27 protein-coding genes are annotated in these 22,540 nt (G+C 58.0%); 20 read left to right on the top strand and 7 right to left on the bottom strand.

Annotated features, from left to right (window positions below; all coding sequences use genetic code 11):
- The first annotated feature begins 336 nt into the window (after nt 1-336).
- The 9 genes from CUR33_RS16660 (at nt 337) to CUR33_RS16620 (ending at nt 8,406) form a co-directional block, all read left to right on the top strand.
- Nucleotides 337-1,116, top strand: a complete 780-nt coding sequence (locus CUR33_RS16660; RefSeq protein ID WP_167354469.1) for a CbbQ/NirQ/NorQ/GpvN family protein — start codon at nt 337-339, stop codon at nt 1,114-1,116.
- Entirely contained in the window at nt 1,100-1,699 is a 600-nt protein-coding gene (locus tag CUR33_RS16655) for a cytochrome c oxidase subunit 3 (protein ID WP_289240332.1), read from the top strand. Before CUR33_RS16660 ends, CUR33_RS16655 begins: the two co-directional genes overlap by 17 nt.
- 14 nt (nt 1,700-1,713) lie before the next feature.
- Entirely contained in the window at nt 1,714-1,971 is a 258-nt protein-coding gene (locus CUR33_RS16650; RefSeq protein ID WP_090253968.1) for a cytochrome C oxidase subunit IV family protein, read from the top strand.
- Nucleotides 1,972-2,238: 267 nt separating this feature from the next.
- Nucleotides 2,239-2,679 carry a c-type cytochrome gene (locus CUR33_RS16645; protein WP_090253967.1) on the top strand — a complete coding sequence of 147 codons (441 nt, stop codon included), beginning with the start codon at nt 2,239-2,241 and terminating at the stop codon, nt 2,677-2,679.
- A 3-nt stretch (nt 2,680-2,682) separates the two neighbouring features.
- Nucleotides 2,683-4,113, top strand: a complete 1,431-nt coding sequence (locus CUR33_RS16640; protein ID WP_090253964.1) for a cbb3-type cytochrome c oxidase subunit I — start codon at nt 2,683-2,685, stop codon at nt 4,111-4,113.
- A 108-nt stretch (nt 4,114-4,221) separates the two neighbouring features.
- Nucleotides 4,222-6,063: a nitric oxide reductase activation protein NorD gene (locus CUR33_RS16635; protein WP_090253963.1), complete on the top strand. Its 1,842-nt coding sequence runs from the start codon at nt 4,222-4,224 to the stop codon at nt 6,061-6,063.
- A gap of 99 nt (nt 6,064-6,162) precedes the next feature.
- A complete protein-coding gene (gene mobA / locus CUR33_RS16630; protein ID WP_090254134.1) occupies nt 6,163-6,780 on the top strand; it encodes a molybdenum cofactor guanylyltransferase MobA in 618 nt (205 codons plus the stop codon).
- The gene (locus tag CUR33_RS16625) at nt 6,767-7,954 is read left to right on the top strand and encodes an NnrS family protein (protein ID WP_289240331.1); all 1,188 of its coding nucleotides are present in this window, start codon (nt 6,767-6,769) and stop codon (nt 7,952-7,954) included. The genes mobA and CUR33_RS16625 overlap by 14 nt, the downstream gene beginning before the upstream one ends.
- Nucleotides 7,955-7,965: 11 nt before the next feature.
- Nucleotides 7,966-8,406: a CopD family copper resistance protein gene (locus tag CUR33_RS16620; protein ID WP_090253959.1), complete on the top strand. Its 441-nt coding sequence runs from the start codon at nt 7,966-7,968 to the stop codon at nt 8,404-8,406.
- 95 nt (nt 8,407-8,501) lie between these two features.
- On the opposite strand, the gene CUR33_RS16615 is transcribed toward CUR33_RS16620, so the two are convergent.
- Together CUR33_RS16615 and ytfE are read right to left on the bottom strand one after the other, a co-directional pair.
- Nucleotides 8,502-8,849 carry a hypothetical protein gene (locus CUR33_RS16615; RefSeq protein ID WP_090253957.1) on the bottom strand — a complete coding sequence of 116 codons (348 nt, stop codon included), beginning with the start codon at nt 8,847-8,849 and terminating at the stop codon, nt 8,502-8,504.
- Between the two features lie 191 nt (nt 8,850-9,040).
- Complete coding sequence (ytfE, locus tag CUR33_RS16610; RefSeq protein WP_090253955.1) at nt 9,041-9,724, bottom strand: iron-sulfur cluster repair protein YtfE; 684 nt, start codon at nt 9,722-9,724, stop codon at nt 9,041-9,043.
- A 137-nt stretch (nt 9,725-9,861) separates the two neighbouring features.
- Between ytfE and norR the strand changes: the two genes are divergently transcribed.
- From norR to moaE, 5 genes are all read left to right on the top strand, one after another.
- Nucleotides 9,862-11,391, top strand: coding sequence for a nitric oxide reductase transcriptional regulator NorR (gene norR, locus CUR33_RS16605; RefSeq protein ID WP_090253954.1), 1,530 nt, complete (start codon nt 9,862-9,864; stop codon nt 11,389-11,391).
- A gap of 16 nt (nt 11,392-11,407) precedes the next feature.
- Nucleotides 11,408-11,875: a cyclic pyranopterin monophosphate synthase MoaC gene (gene moaC / locus CUR33_RS16600; protein ID WP_090253952.1), complete on the top strand. Its 468-nt coding sequence runs from the start codon at nt 11,408-11,410 to the stop codon at nt 11,873-11,875.
- A 66-nt stretch (nt 11,876-11,941) separates the two neighbouring features.
- Nucleotides 11,942-12,589 (top strand): pyridoxamine 5'-phosphate oxidase, encoded by a 648-nt coding sequence (gene pdxH / locus CUR33_RS16595; RefSeq protein WP_090253951.1) that lies wholly within the window; start codon nt 11,942-11,944, stop codon nt 12,587-12,589.
- Between the two features lie 19 nt (nt 12,590-12,608).
- Nucleotides 12,609-12,857, top strand: coding sequence for a molybdopterin converting factor subunit 1 (gene moaD / locus CUR33_RS16590; RefSeq protein WP_090253949.1), 249 nt, complete (start codon nt 12,609-12,611; stop codon nt 12,855-12,857).
- A gap of 1 nt (nt 12,858) precedes the next feature.
- Nucleotides 12,859-13,317: a molybdopterin synthase catalytic subunit MoaE gene (gene moaE, locus CUR33_RS16585; protein ID WP_090253947.1), complete on the top strand. Its 459-nt coding sequence runs from the start codon at nt 12,859-12,861 to the stop codon at nt 13,315-13,317.
- A 7-nt stretch (nt 13,318-13,324) separates the two neighbouring features.
- Here moaE and CUR33_RS16580 read toward each other — a convergent pair whose 3' ends face one another.
- Nucleotides 13,325-13,543, bottom strand: coding sequence for a DUF3079 domain-containing protein (locus tag CUR33_RS16580; RefSeq protein WP_090253945.1), 219 nt, complete (start codon nt 13,541-13,543; stop codon nt 13,325-13,327).
- A gap of 173 nt (nt 13,544-13,716) precedes the next feature.
- On the opposite strand from CUR33_RS16580, the gene moaB reads away from it, so the two are divergent.
- From moaB to ubiT, 5 genes are all read left to right on the top strand, one after another.
- Nucleotides 13,717-14,271 (top strand): molybdenum cofactor biosynthesis protein B, encoded by a 555-nt coding sequence (gene moaB / locus CUR33_RS16575; protein ID WP_090253943.1) that lies wholly within the window; start codon nt 13,717-13,719, stop codon nt 14,269-14,271.
- A complete protein-coding gene (locus CUR33_RS16570) occupies nt 14,268-15,506 on the top strand; it encodes a molybdopterin molybdotransferase MoeA (protein ID WP_090253941.1) in 1,239 nt (412 codons plus the stop codon). The genes moaB and CUR33_RS16570 overlap by 4 nt, the downstream gene beginning before the upstream one ends.
- Nucleotides 15,507-15,585: 79 nt before the next feature.
- On the top strand, nt 15,586-16,581 hold the full coding sequence (ubiU, locus tag CUR33_RS16565) for a ubiquinone anaerobic biosynthesis protein UbiU (protein ID WP_090253939.1): 996 nt from the start codon (nt 15,586-15,588) through the stop codon (nt 16,579-16,581).
- A 7-nt stretch (nt 16,582-16,588) separates the two neighbouring features.
- Nucleotides 16,589-17,479 (top strand): U32 family peptidase, encoded by an 891-nt coding sequence (locus CUR33_RS16560; protein ID WP_090253938.1) that lies wholly within the window; start codon nt 16,589-16,591, stop codon nt 17,477-17,479.
- A complete protein-coding gene (gene ubiT / locus CUR33_RS16555) occupies nt 17,473-17,973 on the top strand; it encodes a ubiquinone anaerobic biosynthesis accessory factor UbiT (RefSeq protein ID WP_090253936.1) in 501 nt (166 codons plus the stop codon). Before CUR33_RS16560 ends, ubiT begins: the two co-directional genes overlap by 7 nt.
- A 66-nt stretch (nt 17,974-18,039) precedes the next feature.
- Here ubiT and CUR33_RS16550 read toward each other — a convergent pair whose 3' ends face one another.
- Both CUR33_RS16550 and CUR33_RS16545 read right to left on the bottom strand, forming a co-directional pair.
- Complete coding sequence (locus CUR33_RS16550; protein ID WP_090253934.1) at nt 18,040-18,438, bottom strand: putative zinc-binding protein; 399 nt, start codon at nt 18,436-18,438, stop codon at nt 18,040-18,042.
- Nucleotides 18,439-18,476: 38 nt separating this feature from the next.
- A complete protein-coding gene (locus tag CUR33_RS16545) occupies nt 18,477-19,157 on the bottom strand; it encodes a Crp/Fnr family transcriptional regulator (RefSeq protein ID WP_090253933.1) in 681 nt (226 codons plus the stop codon).
- Nucleotides 19,158-19,325: 168 nt separating this feature from the next.
- Between CUR33_RS16545 and can the strand changes: the two genes are divergently transcribed.
- A complete protein-coding gene (gene can, locus CUR33_RS16540) occupies nt 19,326-19,952 on the top strand; it encodes a carbonate dehydratase (protein ID WP_289240330.1) in 627 nt (208 codons plus the stop codon).
- A 21-nt stretch (nt 19,953-19,973) separates the two neighbouring features.
- Here the strand turns inward: can and narL are convergent, their stop codons facing one another.
- Nucleotides 19,974-20,612: a two-component system response regulator NarL gene (gene narL, locus CUR33_RS16535; protein ID WP_090253931.1), complete on the bottom strand. Its 639-nt coding sequence runs from the start codon at nt 20,610-20,612 to the stop codon at nt 19,974-19,976.
- Nucleotides 20,612-22,411: an ATP-binding protein gene (locus CUR33_RS16530; RefSeq protein ID WP_289240329.1), complete on the bottom strand. Its 1,800-nt coding sequence runs from the start codon at nt 22,409-22,411 to the stop codon at nt 20,612-20,614. Before CUR33_RS16530 ends, narL begins: the two co-directional genes overlap by 1 nt.
- Nucleotides 22,412-22,540 lie beyond the last annotated feature (129 nt).

The following is a 22,540-nucleotide window of genomic DNA, read 5'->3' as shown; positions in this document are numbered from 1 at the left end:
GAGCGTCTTCTTCTGGGTGCTGCCTGAGCCTCTCTGCGTGAGCACGGATCTCTACGGTTATAGGTATGGACCCATGCTGATCGTAAAGGGTTCGGATACGAGGGCTGACAGTAGTCATTGCCTGGTTGAGAGGTGATTGGGCTATATCCGACCACTTCATTCAACGCTGGGGGCAGCATACTCAGGCCGATTGCCGATGGGCTTGACCAGAATCAAGAGTTGCCCGCGCGCGGCTTGAGGGCCGAAGTAGGTCGCAGGTAGCGTGCAGGCATGATTAATCACCGCGGTGAGGTACTGACTGTGAATGCGCCTGTGAAACTCGTCGAAACGGCTGCTGTGTTGGATGCGCCGTTCTACCAACCCCTGGGTAATGAGCAGGTGCTGTTCGAACAGGCCTGGCAGCACGGCATGCCGGTACTGATCAAGGGCCCGACCGGTTGCGGCAAGACCCGCTTCGTGCAGTACATGGCGCACCGCCTGAACCTACCGCTTTATACCGTTGCCTGCCATGACGACCTAAGCGCCGCCGATTTGGTAGGGCGCCACTTGATTGGTGCGCAGGGCACTTGGTGGCAGGACGGGCCGCTTACTCGTGCCGTGCGCGAGGGCGGCATCTGCTACCTGGACGAGGTGGTCGAGGCGCGCCAGGACACCGCTGTGGTGCTGCACCCGCTGGCCGACGATCGCCGCGAGCTGTATCTGGAGCGCACCGGCGAGGTATTGCGCGCGCCGCCGGGGTTTATGCTGGTGGTGTCCTACAACCCTGGCTACCAAAACCTGCTTAAGGGTATGAAACCTAGCACTCGCCAGCGCTTCGTTGCCCTGCGTTTCGGCTATCCGCCGGTTGCCGAGGAAGAACGCATCGTCGCCAATGAAGCGCGGGTCGGGCCCGAGCTGGCCGCGCAGGTGGTCAAGCTCGGGCAGGCTCTGCGCCGGCTGGAGCAGCATGATCTGGAGGAGGTGGCCTCGACCCGCCTGCTGATTTTTACCGCACGTATGATCGGCTCCGGCATGAGCCCGCGCGAGGCCTGCCTGGCCTGTCTGGCCGAGCCGCTGTCGGACGATCCGCAGACCGTCGCCGCGCTGATGGACGTGGTCGATGTCCACTTCGCTTGAACTGACCCTGCGTCCAGACGCTAGCCCTACGCGCCATCTGCCGGGTGACCTGGCGATGTGGTTCTTTATCCTTGCCGAGCTGACGGTTTTTGCCTTGCTGCTCCTCACCTTCGCGGTGGCCCAAGCATTACAGCCGCAGTTGTTCCATGACGGCCGGCAGTTGCTTGACAGCTCCACCGGCCTGGCCTTGACCCTGAGCCTGCTGACCTCCGGACTGTTCGCCGCGCTGGCCCAGGAGCAAGTGCGCCAGGCTCAGGCACGGCGGGGGGCCTGGTTGCTGCTGGCGGCGTTGCTGTCGGCCAGCGTCTATGTGTGGTTGAAGCTCGGCGAGTACAGCCATCTGGCTAATAGCGGCCTAGGCATGGAGCACAACACCTTCTTTATCCTGTACTGGATTCTCACCGGTTTTCACTTCGTCCATGTACTGCTCGGTTTGGTGATCCTCAGCTGGCTAGCCGAGCGTTGCCGACAGGGTGCTTATGGGCCGGGCAATTGCAGCGCACTGGAATCCGGCGTGCTCTATTGGCATATGGTCGATCTAGTTTGGGTGCTGTTGTTTCCGCTGGTCTATGTGCTCAATTGACCGAGGAGGTCGCCATGTCCGCTTCGACTACCCTGATCGCCTGCTGGCTGGGCCTGGCCGTACTGTCGTTTGCCAGCGTACAGCTGGGCAGTGCCGGGGCGACCCTGCTGATGGTCTGCGCGGTATTACTCGCAGCCCTGGGCAAGGCCTGGCTGATTGCAGACGGTTTTATGGAGTTGCGTCATGCGCCGCCAATGTGGCGCTGGTTGATACTGAGTTGGCCGGTGGTGATGGCCGCGGGTGTGTTGCTGGCCTTAAGTGTCTCTTTGTAGCCTGGATTGCATCTGGGCTACGTCTCACTGGGGGGGGTATGGCGTGAGCGCATAGCCATGCAGCTCATCGCGTCCACGGACCACTTCTACCCTCATAGCACATAGTGCCCTGAATGCACGGCTGCCTTGTCCTGCTAGATATCAATCCCTCCTCCTCAACCCCGTCGTTATACCTGAGCATAACCATCGGATTTTCTTGATTGCCATCAAGCGGGTTTCGTTAGCAGGCTTTCTAGAATGGTCACGCCAAGCAAAGAGGAAGCGACCATGTCAGAGACCTTCACCAAGAGCATGGCCAGGAATATTTACTTTGGAGGGAGCGTGTTCTTCTTCCTGGTATTTCTGGCCCTGACCTATCACACAGAGCAGACCTTTCCAGAACGCAGCAACGAGTCAGAGATGAACGAGTCGGTGGTGCGCGGCAAAGCGGTCTGGGAAAACAACAACTGCATCGGCTGCCACAGCCTGCTGGGCGAGGGTGCCTACTTCGCGCCCGAACTGGGCAATGTGTTCACCCGGCGTGGCGAGGATGCGGCCTTCAAGCCGTTTCTGCATGCCTGGATGAAGGCGCAACCCCTGGGCATTCCGGGCCGCCGAGCGATGCCGCAATTCAACCTTAGCGAGCAAGAAGTGGACGATATGGCGGAGTTCCTTAAGTGGACTTCGAAGATCGATACCAACGACTGGCCGCCAAACAAGGAGGGCTGAGAGATGACCATCATGAACCCGCATCTCAAATTCCAATCGCAAGCAGTGGCCAAGCCGTACTTTGTGTTCGCCCTGATGCTATTCCTCGGGCAGATACTATTCGGTCTGATCATGGGTCTGCAGTATGTGGTCGGCGACTTCCTGTTCCCATTGATCCCCTTCAATGTGGCGCGGATGGTCCATACCAACCTGCTGATCGTATGGCTGCTATTCGGCTTTATGGGCGCTGCCTACTACCTGATTCCCGAGGAGGCGGACCGCGAGCTACACAGCCCGATGCTGGCGATGATCCTATTCTGGGTGTTCGCTGCCGCCGGTGTGCTGACCATTCTCGGCTACCTGTTCGTGCCTTATGCGGGCCTGGCCAAAATGACCGGCAACGATCTATTGCCGACCATGGGCCGTGAGTTCCTCGAGCAACCGACCATCACTAAAATCGGCATCGTGGTGGTAGCCCTGGGCTTCCTCTACAACATCGGCATGACCCTGCTCAAAGGTCGAAAAACCACTGTCAGCATGGTCATGATGACCGGACTGATCGGTTTGGCTGTGTTCTTCCTGTTCGCTTTCTATAACCCGGAAAACCTGGCGCGCGACAAGTACTACTGGTGGTTCGTGGTGCACCTGTGGGTGGAAGGGGTGTGGGAGTTGATCATGGGTGCGATGCTCGCCTTCGTGTTGATAAAGGTCACTGGTGTGGACCGTGAAGTGGTCGAGAAATGGCTGTACGTGATCATCGCCATGGCTCTGATCACCGGTATCCTCGGTACCGGTCACCACTTCTTCTGGATAGGTGCGCCCGAGGTCTGGCTGTGGGTCGGCTCGATCTTCTCTGCGATGGAGCCGATACCTTTCTTCGCCATGGTGTTGTTCGCTTTCACCATGGTCGGTAATCGGCGTCGGCAACACCCGAATCGTGCTGCCACCCTGTGGGCAAAGGGCACTACCGTGACAGCGTTCCTCGGCGCGGGCGTGTGGGGCTTCCTGCATACTTTGGCACCGGTGAACTATTACACCCACGGCTCGCAACTTACCGCAGCCCATGGTCACCTGGCGTTCTACGGGGCCTACGCGATGATCGTGATGACCATGATCAGCTACGCCATGCCACGTTTGCGCGGCCTTGGTGAGGCACCGGACGCGCGGGCGCAAACTGTCGAAATTTGGGGATTCTGGCTGATGACCCTGTCGATGGTGGCGATCACCCTGTTCCTTACCGCTGCAGGCGTGGTGCAGATTCAGTTGCAACGTTGGCCCACGGATGGCACCGCGCTGTCGTTTATGAACACCGTGGATCAGATGGCCGTGTTCTTCTGGTTGCGTCTGGCTGCCGGAGTGGTCTTTTTGATCGGTTTGCTCTGCTACCTGTTCAGCTTCAAGCAGCGCGGCCGTGCCACAGCCCGTGACGAAGCTGCGCTAGCCGTTTCGACTTGAGCGATGTGGCAGGTCGCTAGATAGATCTCGGCCCGGCTGGTACAGCGGGCCGTTTTTGCATTTGGCTGCGGGCCTTTGGCACGGAGCACAGCGAGCAAGGTGAACCAGATGGCTTTTACCATCGAAGTGGAAGAGTGGGTAGGCAGCGTTTGGCACCGCTTTATTACCCGGCGTGCCAGCCCTGACTTTCCCGAGGCGCGGGTTGAATTAGCCAGTATGCAACGGCCTTTGGCATTGCTATTTCGAGCCATGGGTGGCGCCAGCGGAGTCGGCGTGGCAGCCGCCAGCGCGCGCGACCTGCTGTTGCGGCGCAACCTGTTGCAGCAGGTGGCAGGTACCTGCAAGCAAATGTCTGTGGCCTGGTGTGATGCCAATAATCTTCGCCTGCCACCTAGTCTGGCAGTCTACCCTGAGGTCGCGCTGAATCAGGATCTCTATCGCTGGCTGGCGCTGCTGGCCGCGCAAGCGGGGGAGATGCGCCACTGGGCGCGGGACAACCAGCGCTGGACCCTGCAACTGCTGGAAACCTACCCGGCCATGCGCCCGCGCTACCAGCGGTTGGTCGAAGCCCACCTTCAATTGCGCCCGGATCCCGTTTCGTTGGCCAAGGATGAGGCCGAGCTGGAGATTGCACTTTGTCAGGCCCTGCGCGAACCGGGCAGTGTCGAGCATTTTCCCCGTAGCGAACTGGCCCCCTGGCCGTTGCCGCTGTGGCTGTACCCGGCGCAAAACCTCGGCGAACCCCAGGCCTGTGAACTGGGCGAAGAAAGCGAGGGCAACCTGCTGACCCCTCCGGGTGAAAGCCAGGGTGGTCCCAAGCGTGCCAAGCGGGTCGAGGAAAGTACCAGCAAGGGAGGCCTGCTGATCTTCCGCCTGGAGAACCTGTTCAGTTGGTCCGAGCATGTCGAACTGGATCGCTGTACGGACGACAGCGAAGACCTGGACGCTGCCCGTGTCGCCGAGGATCTCGACGAATTGGCCTTGTCCAAGCAACGCCTGCGCAAGGGAGGCGGGCTCAAGTTGCACCTCGACCTGCCGCCTGCGGATGTCGACGACATTCCCTTGGGCGAGGGCATCAAACTGCCGGAGTGGGACTATCGCAAGCAGAGCCTGTGCGAAAACTTCGTCAACCTGCAGATGATGGTGCCGCGCGGCAGCGAGCCGCAGCCGCTGCCTTTGCGTCTGGCACCGCTAGCCAAGCGCTTGCGTCGTCAGTTCGAGCACCTGCGCAACGATCGCCAGTGGCTGCGTCAGCAGCCCCAGGGCTCGGAGCTGGATATGCAGGCCTGGCTGGATTTTCATGTCGAGCGTCAGCATGGTCAGTGCGTCGAACGAGGTTTGTTTATGGAGCAGCGGCAAACTCGGCGCGACCTGGCCTGCCTGCTGCTGGCGGACGTTTCTATGTCCACCGACGCTCACCTGGACGACCAGCGCCGGGTGGTCGAGGTGATCAGCGACAGTCTGTTGCTGTTCGGTGAAACCCTGTCGACTCTGGGTGACAATTTCGCCCTCTATGGCTTCTCATCCTTGCGCCGTCAGCAGGTGCGCATGCTCGAACTAAAATCCTTTAAGCAGCGCTATGACGACAACACCCGTGGACGCATTCAGGCGCTCAAACCCGGCTATTACACCCGTATGGGCGCGGCCATACGCGAGGCCACTGTGCTGCTCGGTGCGTGCAGGCAGCGGCGCAAACTGCTGCTGTTGGTGACCGATGGCAAACCCAACGATCTGGATCTCTACGAAGGTCGTTATGGCGTCGAGGACACCCGCGAAGCGGTGCTGGAGGCGCGGCGTCAGGGCTTATTGCCGTTCTGCATCACCATCGACCAAAAAGCCGAGGACTATCTGCCCTATATGTTCGGTGCCAATGGCTACACGTTGATCCGCCAACCCGAGCAACTCCCTTTGCGCCTGCCGCAGCTGTATCGGCAGTTGACACAAAGCTGAGAGTTATCGGCCGCGTTGCAGTCGTTAGAAGTTGACCTTTATCAAGCGTCGTTATGCGGAGTGAGCGCATGATGCATGCTATTAGATGAGGTGTGGGGCATGCAGGTGAGCTTTTCAGGGCTGGTGCTCAGTGGAGGTCGGGGCAGCCGTATGGGTGGAGTCGACAAGGGCCTGGTGAACTGGCATGGCACGTCTATGGCCGAACAGGTTTGTCGACGGCTTGAGCCGTTGGTGTGTGAAGTGCTGGTGTCGTGCAACCGTAACCAGGCGCGTTACGCCGCATTTGCTACGCGTGTTCTGGGCGATACACAGCAAGATTACCCTGGCCCCTTGATGGGAATCTTGCAGGGACTGAGGGCGCTGCGTGGTTCGCATCTGCTCGTAGTGCCTTGCGATTTGCCGGCAATCAGCACGGCCTTGCTAGTGGGTCTGCAGTCTTTATCTCGAGCGCATCCTGAACGGCCCGTGGTGGTACGCCAGGGAGCGTTTTTGCAGCCCTTGGTGTGTGTGTTGCCGGGTACTCTAGGCAAGGTAGTGGAGGCTGCCTGGGCGGCAGGCGAGCGCAGCCCTGCTCATTTATGGCAGCAGTTGCAAGCCGTTGAGCTGCCTTGTACCGAAGATGATCCACAGCTGACCAATGTAAATACTCCGGTAGTGTTGGCTGCAGCTCTTGAACCCGTCAGACACAATAATCGGAGCACCTATGCAGGTTACTGATAAGCGCCGGGCCATGGCCATTACGCCTTTGTTACGTTTGGGCTTTCGGCCATTCTTTTTGTTTGGTGTGGTATTGGCTGCTCTGGCTATTCCACTCTGGGTGGTTGCCTGGCTTGGTGGTGCGTCTTTCCCCGCGCCGCAGGCGGGTTGGTTGGCCTGGCACCGGCATGAACTGGTGTTCGGTTTTGCCGGGGCCATTATTAGTGGCTTTCTACTAACGGCCGTGCAGACCTGGACCGGCCAGGCAAGTATTTCGGGCAGGCCGTTGGGGCTGTTGGCCGTGCTCTGGCTGTTGGGGCGGTTGAGCTGGTGGCTGCCCTCGGCTGAGGTGCTGCTGGCGCTGAATGTGCTGTTTTTGCTAGCCGTAGCGGCGGTCATGGCGCGCCTGTTATGGGCCGTTCGGCAACAGCGCAATTACCCGATCGTTGCGGTATTGCTGTTGTTGACGGCTGCCGACACCCTAACCCTGCTCGGCGTGCTGCAGCACAACGATGCCTGGCAGCATCAGGGCAGTCTGGCGGCGGTATGGCTTGTGGTGGCGATGATGACACTGATCGGCGGCCGAGTGATTCCGTTCTTCACTCAGCGAGGGTTGCTGCGTACAACAGCCGTGCAACCCTGGCCGTGGCTGGACTGGTCGTTGCTGTTGGGCAGCGTAGTGGCGGGTGTGCTTGCCGGTCTTGGTTGGTTTTCAATGCCGTCTGTAATGGCCGGTGTGTTGCTGATGTTGCTGGGCATTGGTCATGCTGTGCGCTTGTACCGCTGGTTTGATCGCGGTCTGTTGGGCGTGCCGCTGTTGTGGTCATTGCATCTGGCGTATACCTGGCTAGTGATTGGCTGTGTGGCCTTGGCATTGTGGCATTGGGGCGCGCCGATAACGGCCAGCCAGGCACTGCACGCACTGACGGTGGGTTCGGTCGGCGGGCTGATTCTGGCGATGCTGGCGCGGGTTTCGTTGGGCCACACGGGGCGTCCTCTGACATTACCCAAAGGCTTTGCCGTAGCGTTTGTGCTGCTTAACCTGGCCGCGCTGGCGCGTGTCGTTGGGGTGTCGTTTGCCTACCAGCCGGCTTTGTGGATGGCGGCGTTGTGCTGGAGCCTGGCTTTTGCGCAGTACCTTTACTGCTACGGACCCATGCTGTGTCGCACCCGGGTTGATGGTCATCCGGGTTAAGGAGAAAGTGTCTGATGTATCTACTGCTTAAATTCGTGCACCTATGCGCTGCGGCGTTCTTTATTGGTGGCGTATTTTTTGAGGTGATGATCCTCAGTCGCGTTGCGCGTGAATTGCCGTCTGAGCCTCGGGAGCAATTATCCAAGGCCCTTGGGCAACGTGCGCGTGGAGTGATGCATTGGGTGATCATGGCGTTGTACGGCGCCGGGCTGGCTTTGGCCTGGAACTACCGCGCGGCGCTCGCAGAGCCTTTTGCCAGCAATTTTTCCACCATGCTCACCCTGAAAATATGCTTGGCATTGAGCATCCTTGGGCATTTTTTAGCGGTGGTTTGGCTGATGCGCACTGGACGTATGAATCCAGCGCGCTCACGTTTGATTCACTTGAGCGTGCTTACGCAAATGATCCTGATCATTTTTCTGGCCAAAGCAATGACCATCCTTACTTGGTGACTATCAGGTAGGCGTATCACGTCCGCCAGAATGTACAAGGCCCGCAGTCAGCGGGCCTTGGTGTTAGTGTGATGTAAAAATCCACGAGCCGTTGCTTAAAACAACGCGGGAAACGGCTTGGTGACTGCGTTCAAATGGCTGAGAAACAGGAACCCTGAAACCAGTACCGCGTTGATTGACCAGGCCACTGTGAGAAAGCGGGCAATCTGACCATATATAGGTTCACCGACATTATCGGCATTGCGCCAAACGACATTCAAAACCCAAGCGGTGTAAGCGACAAATACCAGTAACAATACCCCAAACTGCGGGGTGGCCACTTGGTTGAAGGCCAGCATGATTGAGCCAAACAGCACATGGCTGATGGCCACGCCATAAAGCCAGAAGGCTATCCACAGTGGTGTGTCTCCGGGTGCATTCAAGGCTTCTTGAAGCTTGTTCATCTCACTTACCTCTCAAGGTTGCGGATTGTCTTTGTAAATCGACGTCGCACCGTTATGAACGTGATTTGTCTGTTATTTACACCTCTTCATTACAGCCTAGCGCGTATTGTGAGATTTCCCAGACGCGCTGATGGATACTTAAAAACGTTCCAGCCAAACCACACGATCGTTCAGCTGGAAAGGTTGCCTATTTAGCGATTTAGACCTTCCTCGTCGAGTGCTCGTTGGAACAGCAGGTTGTTTTCCAGGTGAATGTGCTGCATCAGGTCAACGCGCAGTTCATGGAGGCCGCGATACAGCGCACGCCAGGTGTTACAGGCTTCGCTGGGTGGTTGCATGTTGTCAGTCAGTATGACGATGCTCTCCAGGGCGTCACCGTGTTGATTGTGTTCATAGCGCATAACCGCAATAGGCCCGCCGACTAATGGGTGGTCGCCCTGTTTGATCATGGGGAAAAGAATCTGCTCTTCTTTTTGCATATGGCTTTCCAATTCCTGCTGCATGCTCAGCAGCAAATCAGTCAAGCCGCGCGGACAATGTTCCCGAGCACCGTGCACTTGTTCGACCCTTGCGGCCAGACGGATTAGCTCTGGTAACTGCTGCCGATGTGCTGCGTGGTAGCGCTCTAGTAAGTGCTCAATCAGTTGCGCATTGGAAGCCTCATGCCAGTCGTGTTGGTGAGGCTCGTCCGGGCTTAGGGCCAGCAGCTGATCTTCTACCTGCAGTGCATCGATGCCGTTTTCCAGCGCGGCCTGACGCAGAGTTTTCTGTCCTCCGCAGCAAAAGTCGAGATGGAAGGTGTGAAAAACCCGTGTGGCTCCGGGGATTCGGCTGGCTAGGCTGCCGAGGGTATGGTCGAGCAATTGAGCAGTCATGAAGCACTCCTTATCAGGTTGAATACTGAGTGTGCTATCGCAACTCTCATGCCGAGTTCAGGCTTGATGCAAATCAAAGGTTTGCAGGTATTAGAGGTTTAATCTACTAGGCATCTTCAAGGTGCCCGGTACCTGAAATGGTAAATTTGACCCCGCTGCAGAGTGGCCTGTTGGCCGATCTGGCCAGTGAATTACCGCCGGCCATTCGCATGCAGCGTTTGGTCGCTTGCCTGCGTGCAGAGTTCGCCTGCAGTGCCGTAGTGCTAATGCGTTTGGACGGAGAAAGCCTGCGCCCGCAGGCGGCGGTGGGGTTGGCCCATGAGGTGCTTGGGCGCAGCTTTAGCCTTGCGCGCCACCCTCGTCTGGCGCAGATACTGGCGCAGCGCGAACCCTTACAATTCGAAGCGGACAGCGATCTTCCAGACCCTTTTGACGGTTTGTTCGCAGACAACCCCGATGAACCCCTGCCGGTGCATGATTGCATGGGTATGAGCCTTTATTTGGAAGGCAGTTTGTGGGGCGCGGTGACATTTGATGCGCTCAAGCCCGGGCACTTCAATAGCCATGCCCGCCAGCGTTTGCAGAGTTACATCTGGCTGCTTGAAACTAGTTTGCGCGTCAGTCGGTTGGAAGGTGAAGTGCGTAGTTTGCGTCTGGCCCGGGGGGAGCATGTGGACGATAGCGGCGACACCCAGTCGATGATTCTGGGTAGCAGCGCGGTGCTGCGCGAACTGCTCGATGAGTTGGGTGTAGTAGCTGACTCCGACCTGCCCGTGCTGCTACAAGGTGAAACCGGTGTGGGCAAAGAGCTATTTGCCCGTTGGCTACACGCGCATTCGCCCCGTGCGCGCAAACCGCTGGTGTATGTGAACTGCGCTGCGTTGCCGGAAACCCTAGCTGAAAGTGAATTGTTTGGACATACCCGCGGCGCCTTCTCTGGCGCGGGGCAAGATCGTCCCGGCCGCTTTGAGGCCGCAAATGGCGGCACTTTGTTTCTCGATGAAATTGGCGAGCTGCCCCTGTCTATTCAGGCCAAGTTGTTGAGAGCGTTGCAAAACGGTGAGATCCAGCGTTTAGGTGCTGACCAGCCGCGGCATGTCGATGTGCGGGTTATTGCGGCTACCAATCGACGGTTGTGGGAGGAGGTGCGTGAAGGGCGTTTCCGTCCCGACCTCTATCACCGTCTTTCAGTATACCCGGTGCATATTCCGCCGCTGCGTGAGCGCGGCCGTGATGTGTTGGAGCTTGCGGGACACTTTCTGGAACTCAACCGTGCCCGGCTTGGTCTGCGCTGTTTGCGTCTGTCCGGCGATGCAGAGCGCGTACTGCTGAACTACGAATGGCCCGGAAATGTGCGTGAGCTGGAGCATGTGATCAGTCGGGCAGCGCTCAAGGTACTCAGCCAGGCGCAATCACGCACCGCGCTGCTGAGCATCGAAGTGCCCTGGCTGGGGCTGGACAACGCCCCTGTCAGTGGGCAAAAACAGGTGCCCGTCCAGCTGTCCAGTTGCGTCGAAGCAATGCACACAGCGATGGGGCATTTCCAGCGCGAGCTGATCAGCGCCACTTTGACGCGCTGTCAGGGTAAGTGGGCTGCGGCTGCCCGTGATTTGCAGATGGACCCGAGCAACCTGCGCAAACTGGCGCGTCGTCTCAATCTGATCTGACCCATGAGGAACCACAATGCTGACTCACCTTGATGCCCAGGGCCGCGCCAATATGGTCGACGTCTCCGACAAGCAACCGACCACCCGTGACGCCTTGGCTGAAGCCCGTGTGCGCATGCTACCGACCACCTTGCAGATGATCGTCGCCGGCGGTCACCCCAAAGGCGATGTATTTGCCGTGGCGCGGATTGCCGGCATCCAGGCGGCCAAGAAAACCGCAGACCTGATCCCTTTATGCCATTCGCTAATGCTGAGCAGTGTCAACGTCGAGTTACAGGCTGAGGGCGATGACTGTGTACGCATTAGGGCGCGCTGCAAATTGACCGGACAGACCGGGGTGGAAATGGAGGCATTGGCCGCCGCCAGCATCGCCGCGCTGACCATTTATGACATGTGCAAAGCAGTGGATCGGGGCATGCAAATAGAGTCTGTGCGTCTGCTTGAAAAAAGTGGCGGCGCCTCCGGAGATTTTTCTGCACCTTGAGTTTCATCAAGACGCGCATGTGGCGAACTGTTGATATGGGCACACCGTCAATCTGGAGCCATTGTCATGAGTGAGTACTTGCAAAATATGCGGCGCAATTACCAGTGTGATGCTCTTTTAGAGAGTCAATTAGGTGACGAGCCAGTCAGTCTTTTGCAGGCTTGGTTACTCCAGGCCATTGAGTATGAGGTGGCTCCTGTGGAGGCCAATGCGATGTTCTTAGCCAGCGTTGACGGCTATGGCCGGCCACATGGTCGAGTGGTTCTACTTAAAGCACTGGAGGCCGAGGGGCTGATCTTTTACAGCCACTATGGCAGTGCCAAAGGTGTAGATTTCGTGCTGAACCCATATGCCGCCGCGACCTTTCATTGGCCAGGACTAGAGCGTCAAGTGCGTGTAGAGGGGGTGATTGAAAGAGTCACCGCCGATGAATCGGACCGTTATTTTCACAGCCGGCCATTGCTCAGCCGTTTAGCGTGTATTGCCAGTCCGCAGAGTCAGCCTGTTGCCAGTCGTGATGAGCTGGAATCACGGATGGATCAGGTTCAGCAGCAGCACGTGCAAAGCGTCCCCGCCCGTCCTCAGGACTGGGGTGGTTATCGCCTATCGATGCAGCGGATCGAGTTCTGGCAAGGTCGCCCTGATCGCCTACATGATCGTATCAATTATCTAAAGCAAGATTCGGGCTGGAGCCGCGAACGCCTGGCTCCCTAACAATTTAAGGAAGTCACTCATGCTCACCATTCATTACTTTGCTCGTTACCGCGAACAATTAGGTTTAGAACACGAACAGCTGGCCTGGCAACCCGCGCTGACGACCATTGGTGCGCTGCGCGAACTGTTGGTTGTGCGAGGCGGTTGTTGGGTCGAGCTGGCTGCTAATAACTTGATGTGCGCGCGCAATCAAGAGCTGTGTAATCTCAATGAATCGTTGAGTGACGGCGACGACGTGGCCTTCTTTCCGCCTGTGACCGGAGGTTGAAATGAGTATTGTGGTGCGCGGCGAACTGTTCGACGGTGGTGAGCTGCTCAATGCCATGCACGGTCGTCATCAAGGTGTCGGGGCAGTGGTCAGCTTTGTCGGTTATGTGCGTGATTACAACGAAGCGCATGCTGTGCATGGGCTGTTTCTAGAACACTACCCGGGCATGACAGAAAAAGCCCTCGCAGCAATCGAGACTGAGGCCCGCGCACGCTGGCCCTTGTTTACGGTGGAAATTGTGCACCGTGTTGGGCTGTTATTGCCCAGCGCACCAATCGTGTTTGTTGGGGTCAGCAGCGCGCATCGGCAAGCGGCGTTCGAGGCCTGTGCTTTTATCATGGACTACCTGAAAACCCGCGCCCCGTTTTGGAAGAAAGAGCACAACGGCATTACGCAGCAATGGGTTGAGGCGCGTGCCAGCGATCAGCACGCCGCGCAGCGTTGGAGTGGTGAAACCTAATGGCGGATTAAGGTGTTTTCTGATCACGCTTAGGCTTTGCGCTGTCGTCCGGTGGTTCAATGCCCCACTCGCCACCCAGCTGCCAGTCATCCCCGAACATTTCCATGGGGTGCATGGTGCGCTCTGAGCCGTTACCGCAAGCCAAATCATCTTTCGCGCAGTAGCGGTCGCAGCCCCAGCAGATGCGTTCCGGATGTTTGGGTTGCAGGGGGAATATTTTGCTCACAGGGCAGTCCCTCTAGGCCAGCATATGCACTCAGGTTAGGCCCCTGCCGGGGTTGAGCCTTGATCTCGATCAAGTCTGCACAGATTGCCCATGGGGCATACCTCCAACGGGGAATGGGCGTGCTTGTGCGGACGGTGCAGGCTGCGCGCAAGAAACTCTTGGAGGTTTGCATCATGGCCCATTTATCCAGCGACGTATTTCACTCATTGCGTATTGCAGTGCTCACCGTCAGCGATACTCGCACCTTGGCTACCGACACATCGGGCCTAACTTTAATCGAAGGCCTGGAATCGGCGGGTCATGCCCTGTTCGAGCGCGCCATTGTGCCGGATGACATCTGGCAGATCCGTGCGCGCCTTTGCACCTGGATTGCCGACCCATTGGTGCAAGCGGTGTTGATCACTGGCGGTACTGGTTTCACTGCGCGCGACAACACCCCGCAGGCGGTGATGCCTTTGCTAGATAAATCGGTGGACGGTTTTGGCGAGTTGTTCCGTCAGGTATCGCTTGCGGAAATCGGTACCTCCACTGTGCAGTCTCGCGCGCTGGCAGGTATCAGCAATGGCACGTTGGTGTGCTGCGTACCGGGATCGCCGGGCGCATGTCGCACCGCTTGGAACAAGATTCTGCTGGAGCAACTGGATAGCCGTACGAGGCCGTGCAATTTTGTCCCGCACCTCAAACAGCTACCGCAACAACCGGTCAGCGCTTGCGGTAGTCGGTCATGAGTGCCTGCGGTTGTGATGCGCATGGCCAAAGCTTACGTCCAGTTGATCAGGCCATCGCCGAGCTACTGACCCGTGTGCCTACCGCGCTGCCTAGAGAGCGCGTCGCGCTGAGTGAGGCCGCCGGCAGGGTGCTCGCCGAGGATGTGCGAGCGCCTTGGCCAATGCCCGCGTGGGACAACAGCGCCATGGATGGTTATGCACTACGTGCTGCAGATGTGCCTGCTCAAGGTGCCTGGCTACCCCTGGCCGGGCGCATTGCGGCGGGCGACAGCGCCTTGTATGCGCTACCTGCTGGGCATGCGGTGCGTATTTTCACCGGTGCACCGCTGCCGCCCGGCGCCGACAGTGTGGTGGCGCAGGAGCAGGCCGAAGAGGAGGGCGTTACTGTGCGTGTGCCCGCGACCGAGTTGGGCAGCCATGTACGCCGTTGCGGCGAGGAATTTGCCGTAGACAGCTGCGTGCTGAAGGTAGGGCAGCGTTTGCGCCCGCAAGAGTTGGGGCTACTGGCTAGCCTGGGCGTTGCCGAGGTATTGGTGTATCGGCGCCTGCGCGTGTGCTTATTGAGCAGTGGCAATGAGTTGCGCGAACCGGGCGAAGCGCTCCAGGCCGGACAAATCTACAATGCCAACCGCTACAGCATCGCAGCCATTTTGCGTGGTCTGGGCTGTGATGTGGATGACAGTGTGCTGTTGATCGACGAGCTGGATGTCAGCTGCGCGGCGTTGCGTTTGGCTGCTGCGCAGTGTGATGTGTTGATCAGCACCGGTGGGGTGTCGGTGGGCGAGGAGGATCACCTCAAGCAGGCTGTCAGTGAATTGGGCGAGTTGCAGCTGTGGCGGTTGGCGATCCAGCCGGGCAAGCCGCTGGCGTTCGGCCATATCTGCGGCACACCCTGGATTGGCTTGCCGGGCAACCCGGCTGCGGCGCTGATTACCGCCCTGGTGGTGGCACGGCCTTTTCTGCTGCGCGCTCAAGGTTGTCGCGAGGTTATGCCGCAGCCGCTGCGTATTGCGGCCGGTTTCACTTGGAGCAAGGCCAATAGCCGCCGGCAGTACTTGCGTGCGCGTTTGCAGCTGTCCGCGGGGCAACTGTGCGCGGTGCCGCATGCCAAGCAAGGTTCGGCAATGCTCACCGCCGCATGCTGGGCTGATGGCCTGGCGATTGTCGAGTGTCAGCGCACTTTGGTGGAGGGTGAGCTAATTGACTTTCTGCTCTTTGACAGTCTGTTGCACTGAACCGACTTGACCAGCGTCAAGGGGCAATCCTGGCGAGCACCCTAGAGTGTCGTCACGCTTTTAGACAGAGGGTTTCAGCATGCATCTGGTATGTCCGGCGGGCAGTTTGCCCGCCCTCAAGGCGGCCTTGCAGCAAGGTGCGGACGCTATTTATGTAGGTTTTCGTGATGACACCAATGCCCGCCATTTTGCCGGCCTTAACTTCGATGACAAGCAGCTGGATAACGGCCTGCAATTGATTCGTCAGCGTGGCAAGCAGCTTTATGTGGCGGTCAATACCTATGCTCAGCCGCAAGGTTGGACGCGTTGGCAGCGGGCTGTCGATCAAGCCGCTGATTTGGGTGTGGATGCACTGATTGCTGCCGATCCAGGTGTGCTGGCATACGCCAGCCGGCGTTATCCTGATCTCAATTTGCACTTGTCCGTGCAGGGATCAGCCACAAATGTTGCCGCGCTGACGTTCTACCAAAAGCGTTACAACATCCGCCGTGCGGTATTACCGCGTGTGCTGTCGTTGGCGCAGGTGGGCCAAGTGGCGGAAAAAAGCACGGTGCCGCTGGAGGTTTTCGCCTTCGGCAGCCTGTGCATTATGGCCGAGGGGCGTTGCCATTTGTCGTCCTACGTCACGGGTGAATCGCCCAACTTATGCGGCGTGTGTTCGCCGGCTAAAGCGGTGCGTTGGCAAGAGGATACCGATGGGCTTAGCTCGCGCCTCGGAGGTGTGCTGATTGATCGTTACAGCCCTGGGGAGCCGGCGGGTTACCCAACCCTGTGCAAGGGACGCTTTATGGTCAACGGCCAGCGTTTCCACGCCTTGGAAGAACCGACCAGTCTGAATACCCTGGACCTAATTCCGCAACTGGCGCAAATCGGCATTGCCGCTGTGAAAATTGAAGGCCGCCAGCGCAGCCCTGCGTATGTCGAACAAGTCACTCGCGTATGGCGCGCTGCACTGGATGCTCACGCCAAGGCTCCTGCGCATTTCAGTGTGTTACCGCAATGGCGCAGTGCGCTCGATACGTTGTCGGAAGGCAGCCAAAGCACTCTGGGTGCCTACCATCGTTCCTGGCAGTGAGGCGGTTATGAAATTGAGTCTGGGCCCTGTTTTGTTTTACTGGAGCCGCGAAAAGCTTCTGGATTTTTACGCAGAGATGACGAGCCAGCCGCTCGATATCATCTATTTGGGCGAAACAGTGTGCTCCAAGCGCCGCGCCCTGTCGCTGGACGACTGGCTCGGGTTGGCCCGCGAGCTGCGCGAGTGCACCAAGGCCGAACTGGTGATCTCCGGTTTGGCGTTGATCGAGGCTGCCTCCGAGCTGTCCAGCCTCAAGCGTTTGTGCCACAACGGTGAGCTTTTGGTGGAAGCCAACGACATGGGCGCCGTACAGCTGTTGCATGAGCAGGGCCTGCCTTTTGTCGCTGGTCCTGCGCTCAATTTGTACAACGCTCCGGCCTTGGCCGAGTTGCAAGACTGTGGCTTGCAACGCTGGGTGCCGCCGGTGGAGTGTTCGGCGGCGCTGCTGCATGATTGTCTAAAGCAGCTCGATGCGCTGGGACGGCCACGTCCTGAGGTGGAACTGTTTGCCTACGGTCATCTGCCCTTGGCGTATTCGGCACGCTGCTTCACCGCCCGTGCGGAGAATCGGCCAAAGGACGACTGTCAGTTTTGCTGCATCAGCTACCCCGAAGGTATTCCGTTGCTAAGCCAGGAGGGTGAAGCGCTATTTACCCTCAACGGTATTCAAACGCTTTCGGCGAGAGTGAATAACCTGCTGGCCGACTATCCGGCGTTGCAGCGTAGCGGCATTGATTGTTTGCGTTTGAGCCCGCGTGCTGAAGACATGGCGCAGGTGGTAGCGGATTACCATGCGGTGCGTCTAGGAGGCCTACCGCCGTTGCTGGCGCAAGGCTGCAATGGTTACTGGCATGGCCGTCCGGGCATGCTCAATGCGGAGGAGGCTGGCCTGTGTTAAGTGTTCAGCAATGGGCGCTGCGTAGCGCCGATCCTTTTTTAGGCCTGGCTAAGCATGTGCCATTTACCCTGCAACGCTGGGTGCTGGAAGCGGCTGTAGCCCGCCTTTTTTCCGCTTCTGTGAATGAGGGCGCGTTCGATTTACTGCAGGGCCGCTGGCTTCGTTTAGAAGTCAGTGATCTGCAGTTGGGGTGGTGCATCACCCGAAACCGTGAAGGCTTGCGCATGGCCGCGCGGGCCCCTGTTGATGTATGCATCCGCGGTAATTGGCGTGAGTTCGTGTTGCTTGCCAGTCGTCAGGAAGACCCAGATACCTTGTTCTTCCGGCGACGTCTGGTTATCGAGGGTGATACTGAATTGGGCTTGGCAATGAAAAATCTAATCGACAGTCTCGACCCCGATCAACTGCCTCCGCGCTTGTGGCGCTCGTTATGCCGGGTAGGGGAAGTGCTGCGCGATGATCTGGCGCAGCAGGCAACTGCCAAGGCAAGTTAGCTCTTCAGTACGTGACCGGTGTTAAGGCTGTAGCGCAGCAGATAACCCTGAGGAGTAGAAATCGCGTCAGGCCTGGGCACTCTGTTGCAGATTGTGCAAACGCCGGTCGCTGGCAATCAACTCGACCATTTCCCCATACACCAGGTCAACGGTTTCACCGCTGAAGTCTTCGCCGTAGCGCTTCTTCAAACCCAGGCTGCTGAGAATGATATGCACGTTGGCCTTGACCCCATGCTGCTCAAGACAGCCACGTACACACTCCAACTTGCAACCATCGAGCGCGAGAATCGGGCGGCCGCTGCTGGCCCGATTGACCAGCGAAGCCACTCGACCGCCGACGCCAGCGATGCAGGACATTTCCGCCAATCCGGCCCGATCGAGGCGCACAGCAAGTGTATTGGCTAGTTGCGCTACATTCGAGCAGCCAGAGCAGGAATAAACTAGGGGCAAGGTAGGGGCGGACATAAGCACTCCTTTGTTGGGCTACCGCATCAAGGCGGTGCTCACTCGTAGTAGTTGGCCAGGCTGGGGCGGTCTAGTACACGGATGTTGCGGCGCTCCATGGCGATCAGCCCAGCATCGATTAAGCGGTGCAGGATGCGAGAGAAGGTTTCCGGTTGGATGCCAAGTTGCGAGGCAATCAGGCGTTTGGGCACGCTGAGATGAATCTGGTCGTTACCGTCATCACCTTGTTCCTGGCAAAGGAAACGCACCACGCGGCGACTGGCGTTGCCGGCGGTGAGGGTGTCGATTTCGTCGAGGCGCTGGTGCAGACGAATACTCAGGTTGGCCAACAGGTCGAGACAGATCTTCGGCTGTTCTTCTAGCAAGCGTCGGTAGTGGGTGCCATCAATACTGATCAGGTTGCTGGTCTTCAGCGCATTGCAGGTTACGGGGTAATGTTTGGCTCCAGTAAACAGTAGGGCCTCAGCAAAACTCTCGCCCGGGTGAATAACCTCCACCAACTTTTCCTGACCTTCGAGCAATACACGGGTGAGTTTTACCTGGCCATTGAGTAACAGGTAGAAGCGATCGGCGATATCACCCTGGTGAAATAACGCTTCGCTGCTGTCCAGTTTGCGGTGAATAGCCAGGCAGCTGACTTCGTTGAACAGCTCCTCGGGCAACCGGTTGAACAAGTGGTGCTGGCGCAAGGCCTTGAGGTTTTCTGAATCGGTCAGCATGGGGGACACCTCCTAAGCTGCCATCTTATGCGCGCTGCTCAACTACGCCCATTCCCCCATGGGGCTACCTCTAAGGAGGCAGTGTGCAATAGCTGAGTATCCAAGATGCTAGGGGCTGGCATGTTCACGCTTGAGTGCCGCTAATCACTGATCAATGAGGACGGCTCCGTGGATGTGAAGCAGCTTTTGAGTAACAACCGAAAGTGGGCCGAATCGATGAGCGCTCGTGATCCGGACTTTTTTCCTCGGTTGGCGCGTCAGCAGAAACCGGAGTTTCTATGGATCGGCTGCTCCGACAGCCGTGTGCCAGCTAACGAAGTGGTCGGGATGATGCCCGGTGAGCTGTTCGTGCATCGCAACGTGGCCAATATGGTGGTTGCCACCGACATGAACTTTCTCTCGGTGTTGCAATTCGCTGTGGATGTATTGCAGGTCAAGCAAGTGATTGTCTGCGGCCACTATGGCTGTGGCGGGGTACGGGCGGCACTGGGGCATGAGACACTGGGGCTGATTGATAACTGGCTGCGAGCCCTCAAGGCGTTACATCATCAGAACTTGCCACGCTTTGCCGGGCTGAGTGCCGAGCAACAGGTCAATTTATTGTGCGAGCTGAATGTGCAGCGCCAGGTGCGCAACGTCTGCCACACCACTATTGTGCAGAGTGCTTGGCGGCGAGGACAGAGTCTGGCAGTGCATGGTTGGATATATGGCCTGACTGACGGCTTGGTCAAAGACCTGATGGTGACTGTCGACAGTGCTGCGCAATTGGATGAGACCTTTCTCTACGACCAATAGCTGGTACGCACAGCGGCTGGCTCAGTGCAGGTGTTCCATCGACCATACAGCGGCTTCGACGCGTGAACGCAAGCCGAGTTTGTGCAGCAGGTTCTTCACGTGCACCTTCACCGTGCCTTCGGTGATGCCCAACTTGTTGCCGATCATTTTGTTGCTCAGGCCGCCGGCGATCATCTTCAGTACCTGCCGCTCGCGGTCAGTCAGATCCAGTGAGCTTGCGCTCTGCGGGGCGCGCAATGCCTGAGCAAGTACTGTAGTCAACGCCGGGCTGACCACCAGCGCGCCCTGCAGAGCCTCACGTAAACGCATGATCAGCAGCTCCGGCTCCATGTCCTTGAGTAGGTAACCGTCGGCTCCAAAGCGCATTGCATCGCGAACATCATGTTCAGCATCGGAAACGGTAAACAGCAGCACCTTGCCGTCGTAGTGTTGCTCGCGCAGGCGTTTGAGAGTTTCTACCCCGTTGAGTTGCGGCATGTTGTTGTCCAGCAGCACCAACTCCGGGTTCAACTGCGCCACCAGGACGATGGCCTCTTCGCCGTTATTGGCTTCCCCGACGACGCACAGGTCGCTCTCCAGTTCTATTAGCTGGCGAATGCCGCGACGCATCATGGGGTGGTCGTCTACCAGTAACAACGTGTGAGGGGCGGAAGACTTCATTACGGATTGTCTCTGTTGGGTTGGCGAAGGAACTCGGGGCAGAACAGTACATGGACCCGAGTCCCACTGGGCGTGCGTGAGGTAATGTTGAGGTCGCCGCTCAGGCTGCGGGCGCGCTCCTGCATTATGGTTAAACCATGGTGCTGGCGTGTATCGAATCCTTCGGCAATGCCGCAGCCGTCATCCTCGATCAATAGCTCGACTTTTTCGCCGAGCTGACGCAGATGCACCCAGGCCTGCTTGGCCTGAGCATGACGGGTACAGTTGGATAATGCCTCGCGCACGATCTGTAAAAGGTGTATCTGCTCGGTGGCGGTGAGGCCAAAGGCCAGGGGCTCGCAATGCAGCAATATTCGGATATTGCCGCGTTCGGCGAACTCGCGGGCGGTGTCGTTGAACGCCTGGTCGATGCCACCTTCTTGGATTTGCAAGCGGAAAGTAGTTAGTAGCTCGCGCAGTTGGCGGTAGGCATTATTCAGTCCGTCACGCAGCTCATCACTGACCTGGATCAGTTGCTCACCTGATTCGCCGCGGCGAATCAGGGTCTGTAGGCGACTGACTTGTAGCTTCATGTAGGACAAGGCCTGGGCCAGTGAGTCATGCAACTCACGGGCGATAATGGTGCGCTCATCCAGCAGGAGTAAACGGTTATCCTGTTCGCGTTGATGTTCGAGCAGTAGAGAGGTGCCGATCAGGTTGGCCAGCGCTTGAATTAGCTCTTGCTCCCAGATGCGTGGAGAGTGGCTGTCTAGGTAATGCGCGCGCAATTCGCCCAGGCTTTCGCCCAGGGCGCTGACCGGAAAGATTAACCGACTCGGTCCTTGGTGGCGTTCACAGCTGGCGCAGTCGTTGCGTGCGCAGATTTCTCTCGATTCGTTGCCGTGCAGTGCAATCAAATGTTCAACTGGCTCATTGGCATCGCCTCGCAGGCAGAGGGTCAGGCGCAGGCCCGGCAGGCGCTGCTGAAAGTGATCGATCAACTCGTCCAGTTGCTCTGCGTTGGCCGGGTTACTGGCCATGCTGCGGCTGCTCAAGTAAAGCAACGCCAGCGCCGCATTAGATTGTTCGAGGTCCTGGGTTTTTTCTGCAATCCTCGACTCGAGAGTACGGTGCGACTCCTCGATGGCGTCAGCCATGCTGTTGAAGCTCAGGGCCATCTGCCCCAGTTCGTCCGCGGAACGGTATTCGACACGCGCGTTCAGATCACCTGCACGAAAGCGCTCCGTGGTGCCCACTATCTCCTGTAGTGGGTTGATCACACTGCTTTGTAGCTCGTACATGCCGATCAACAGGATTACCACCGATAACAGCAGTGCTGCACCCTGAATGTTCTGCTGCCAGCTTTGACGCTTTTCACTGAGCTTCTGCAACAAAAGCACAAACTGTTCGAGCTGGTCGACAAACCCTGCCGATGCTTGCTGGAACGCAACTTTGTCGCCCCGTTGAAGCGCCGGCCTCAGCTGTGTATCCCAGGTTTTGAAAATGCTCCCGAAAGCTAGTTGCTGAGGGGTTTCGGTCTGCTCGTTGAGTAAGTGCTGCAGGGGGCTGCTGTCGAGGCGCCGCTGCATGTCATTGCTTAGTTGAGCAATTTGCTCGGGCGAGGCGTTGGCCTCCAGCTGCCAGTTCAGTCGGTAAGTGGCCATACGCAGCGAACCTGCAGTATTGATGGCCGCAGCGTCGTCCTCGCTGACCCAGGCAATCAACACTGCACTGAAGGCGCTGGAGAATGCCAGTGCGGCAATCAGTATGACTGCGAGCCCGGCTCGAGCCGGTAGTGAGCTTTTCAGCCAGTCAAGCATGACGGCTACCTCTAAAGAGATTTTGGCCAAGGTTCAGAAATTTTTGAATACTGCACTTGTTATTCAAGCTATTGATTCTAATGGATTTATTGGTTGATTTTGGCGCTACCACTTTAGTGGTAGATGCGG

This window comes from Pseudomonas sp. FEMGT703P, assembly GCF_002786345.1.
GTDB classification, from domain to species: Bacteria; Pseudomonadota; Gammaproteobacteria; order Pseudomonadales; family Pseudomonadaceae; genus Aquipseudomonas; species Aquipseudomonas peli.
Note: the sequence above shows the minus strand (reverse complement) of the source record. Positions and strands in the feature narration are given on the sequence as shown.

Coding starts and splice junctions, on each gene's coding strand:
- moaB (WP_090253943.1), top strand. CDS start 13,717: ATGGCCCATTTATCCAGCGACGTATTTCACTCATTGCGTATTGCAGTG.
- CUR33_RS16545 (WP_090253933.1), bottom strand. CDS start 19,157: ATGCTGACCGATTCAGAAAACCTCAAGGCCTTGCGCCAGCACCACTTG.
- norR (WP_090253954.1), top strand. CDS start 9,862: ATGGTAAATTTGACCCCGCTGCAGAGTGGCCTGTTGGCCGATCTGGCC.
- CUR33_RS16640 (WP_090253964.1), top strand. CDS start 2,683: ATGACCATCATGAACCCGCATCTCAAATTCCAATCGCAAGCAGTGGCC.
- CUR33_RS16530 (WP_289240329.1), bottom strand. CDS start 22,411: ATGCTTGACTGGCTGAAAAGCTCACTACCGGCTCGAGCCGGGCTCGCA.
- CUR33_RS16655 (WP_289240332.1), top strand. CDS start 1,100: ATGTCCACTTCGCTTGAACTGACCCTGCGTCCAGACGCTAGCCCTACG.
- pdxH (WP_090253951.1), top strand. CDS start 11,942: ATGAGTGAGTACTTGCAAAATATGCGGCGCAATTACCAGTGTGATGCT.
- CUR33_RS16635 (WP_090253963.1), top strand. CDS start 4,222: ATGGCTTTTACCATCGAAGTGGAAGAGTGGGTAGGCAGCGTTTGGCAC.
- CUR33_RS16645 (WP_090253967.1), top strand. CDS start 2,239: ATGTCAGAGACCTTCACCAAGAGCATGGCCAGGAATATTTACTTTGGA.
- moaC (WP_090253952.1), top strand. CDS start 11,408: ATGCTGACTCACCTTGATGCCCAGGGCCGCGCCAATATGGTCGACGTC.
- CUR33_RS16550 (WP_090253934.1), bottom strand. CDS start 18,438: ATGTCCGCCCCTACCTTGCCCCTAGTTTATTCCTGCTCTGGCTGCTCG.
- CUR33_RS16560 (WP_090253938.1), top strand. CDS start 16,589: ATGAAATTGAGTCTGGGCCCTGTTTTGTTTTACTGGAGCCGCGAAAAG.
- narL (WP_090253931.1), bottom strand. CDS start 20,612: ATGAAGTCTTCCGCCCCTCACACGTTGTTACTGGTAGACGACCACCCC.
- CUR33_RS16615 (WP_090253957.1), bottom strand. CDS start 8,849: ATGAACAAGCTTCAAGAAGCCTTGAATGCACCCGGAGACACACCACTG.
- CUR33_RS16625 (WP_289240331.1), top strand. CDS start 6,767: ATGCAGGTTACTGATAAGCGCCGGGCCATGGCCATTACGCCTTTGTTA.
- ytfE (WP_090253955.1), bottom strand. CDS start 9,724: ATGACTGCTCAATTGCTCGACCATACCCTCGGCAGCCTAGCCAGCCGA.
- mobA (WP_090254134.1), top strand. CDS start 6,163: ATGCAGGTGAGCTTTTCAGGGCTGGTGCTCAGTGGAGGTCGGGGCAGC.
- moaE (WP_090253947.1), top strand. CDS start 12,859: ATGAGTATTGTGGTGCGCGGCGAACTGTTCGACGGTGGTGAGCTGCTC.
- CUR33_RS16650 (WP_090253968.1), top strand. CDS start 1,714: ATGTCCGCTTCGACTACCCTGATCGCCTGCTGGCTGGGCCTGGCCGTA.
- CUR33_RS16570 (WP_090253941.1), top strand. CDS start 14,268: ATGAGTGCCTGCGGTTGTGATGCGCATGGCCAAAGCTTACGTCCAGTT.
- ubiU (WP_090253939.1), top strand. CDS start 15,586: ATGCATCTGGTATGTCCGGCGGGCAGTTTGCCCGCCCTCAAGGCGGCC.
- moaD (WP_090253949.1), top strand. CDS start 12,609: ATGCTCACCATTCATTACTTTGCTCGTTACCGCGAACAATTAGGTTTA.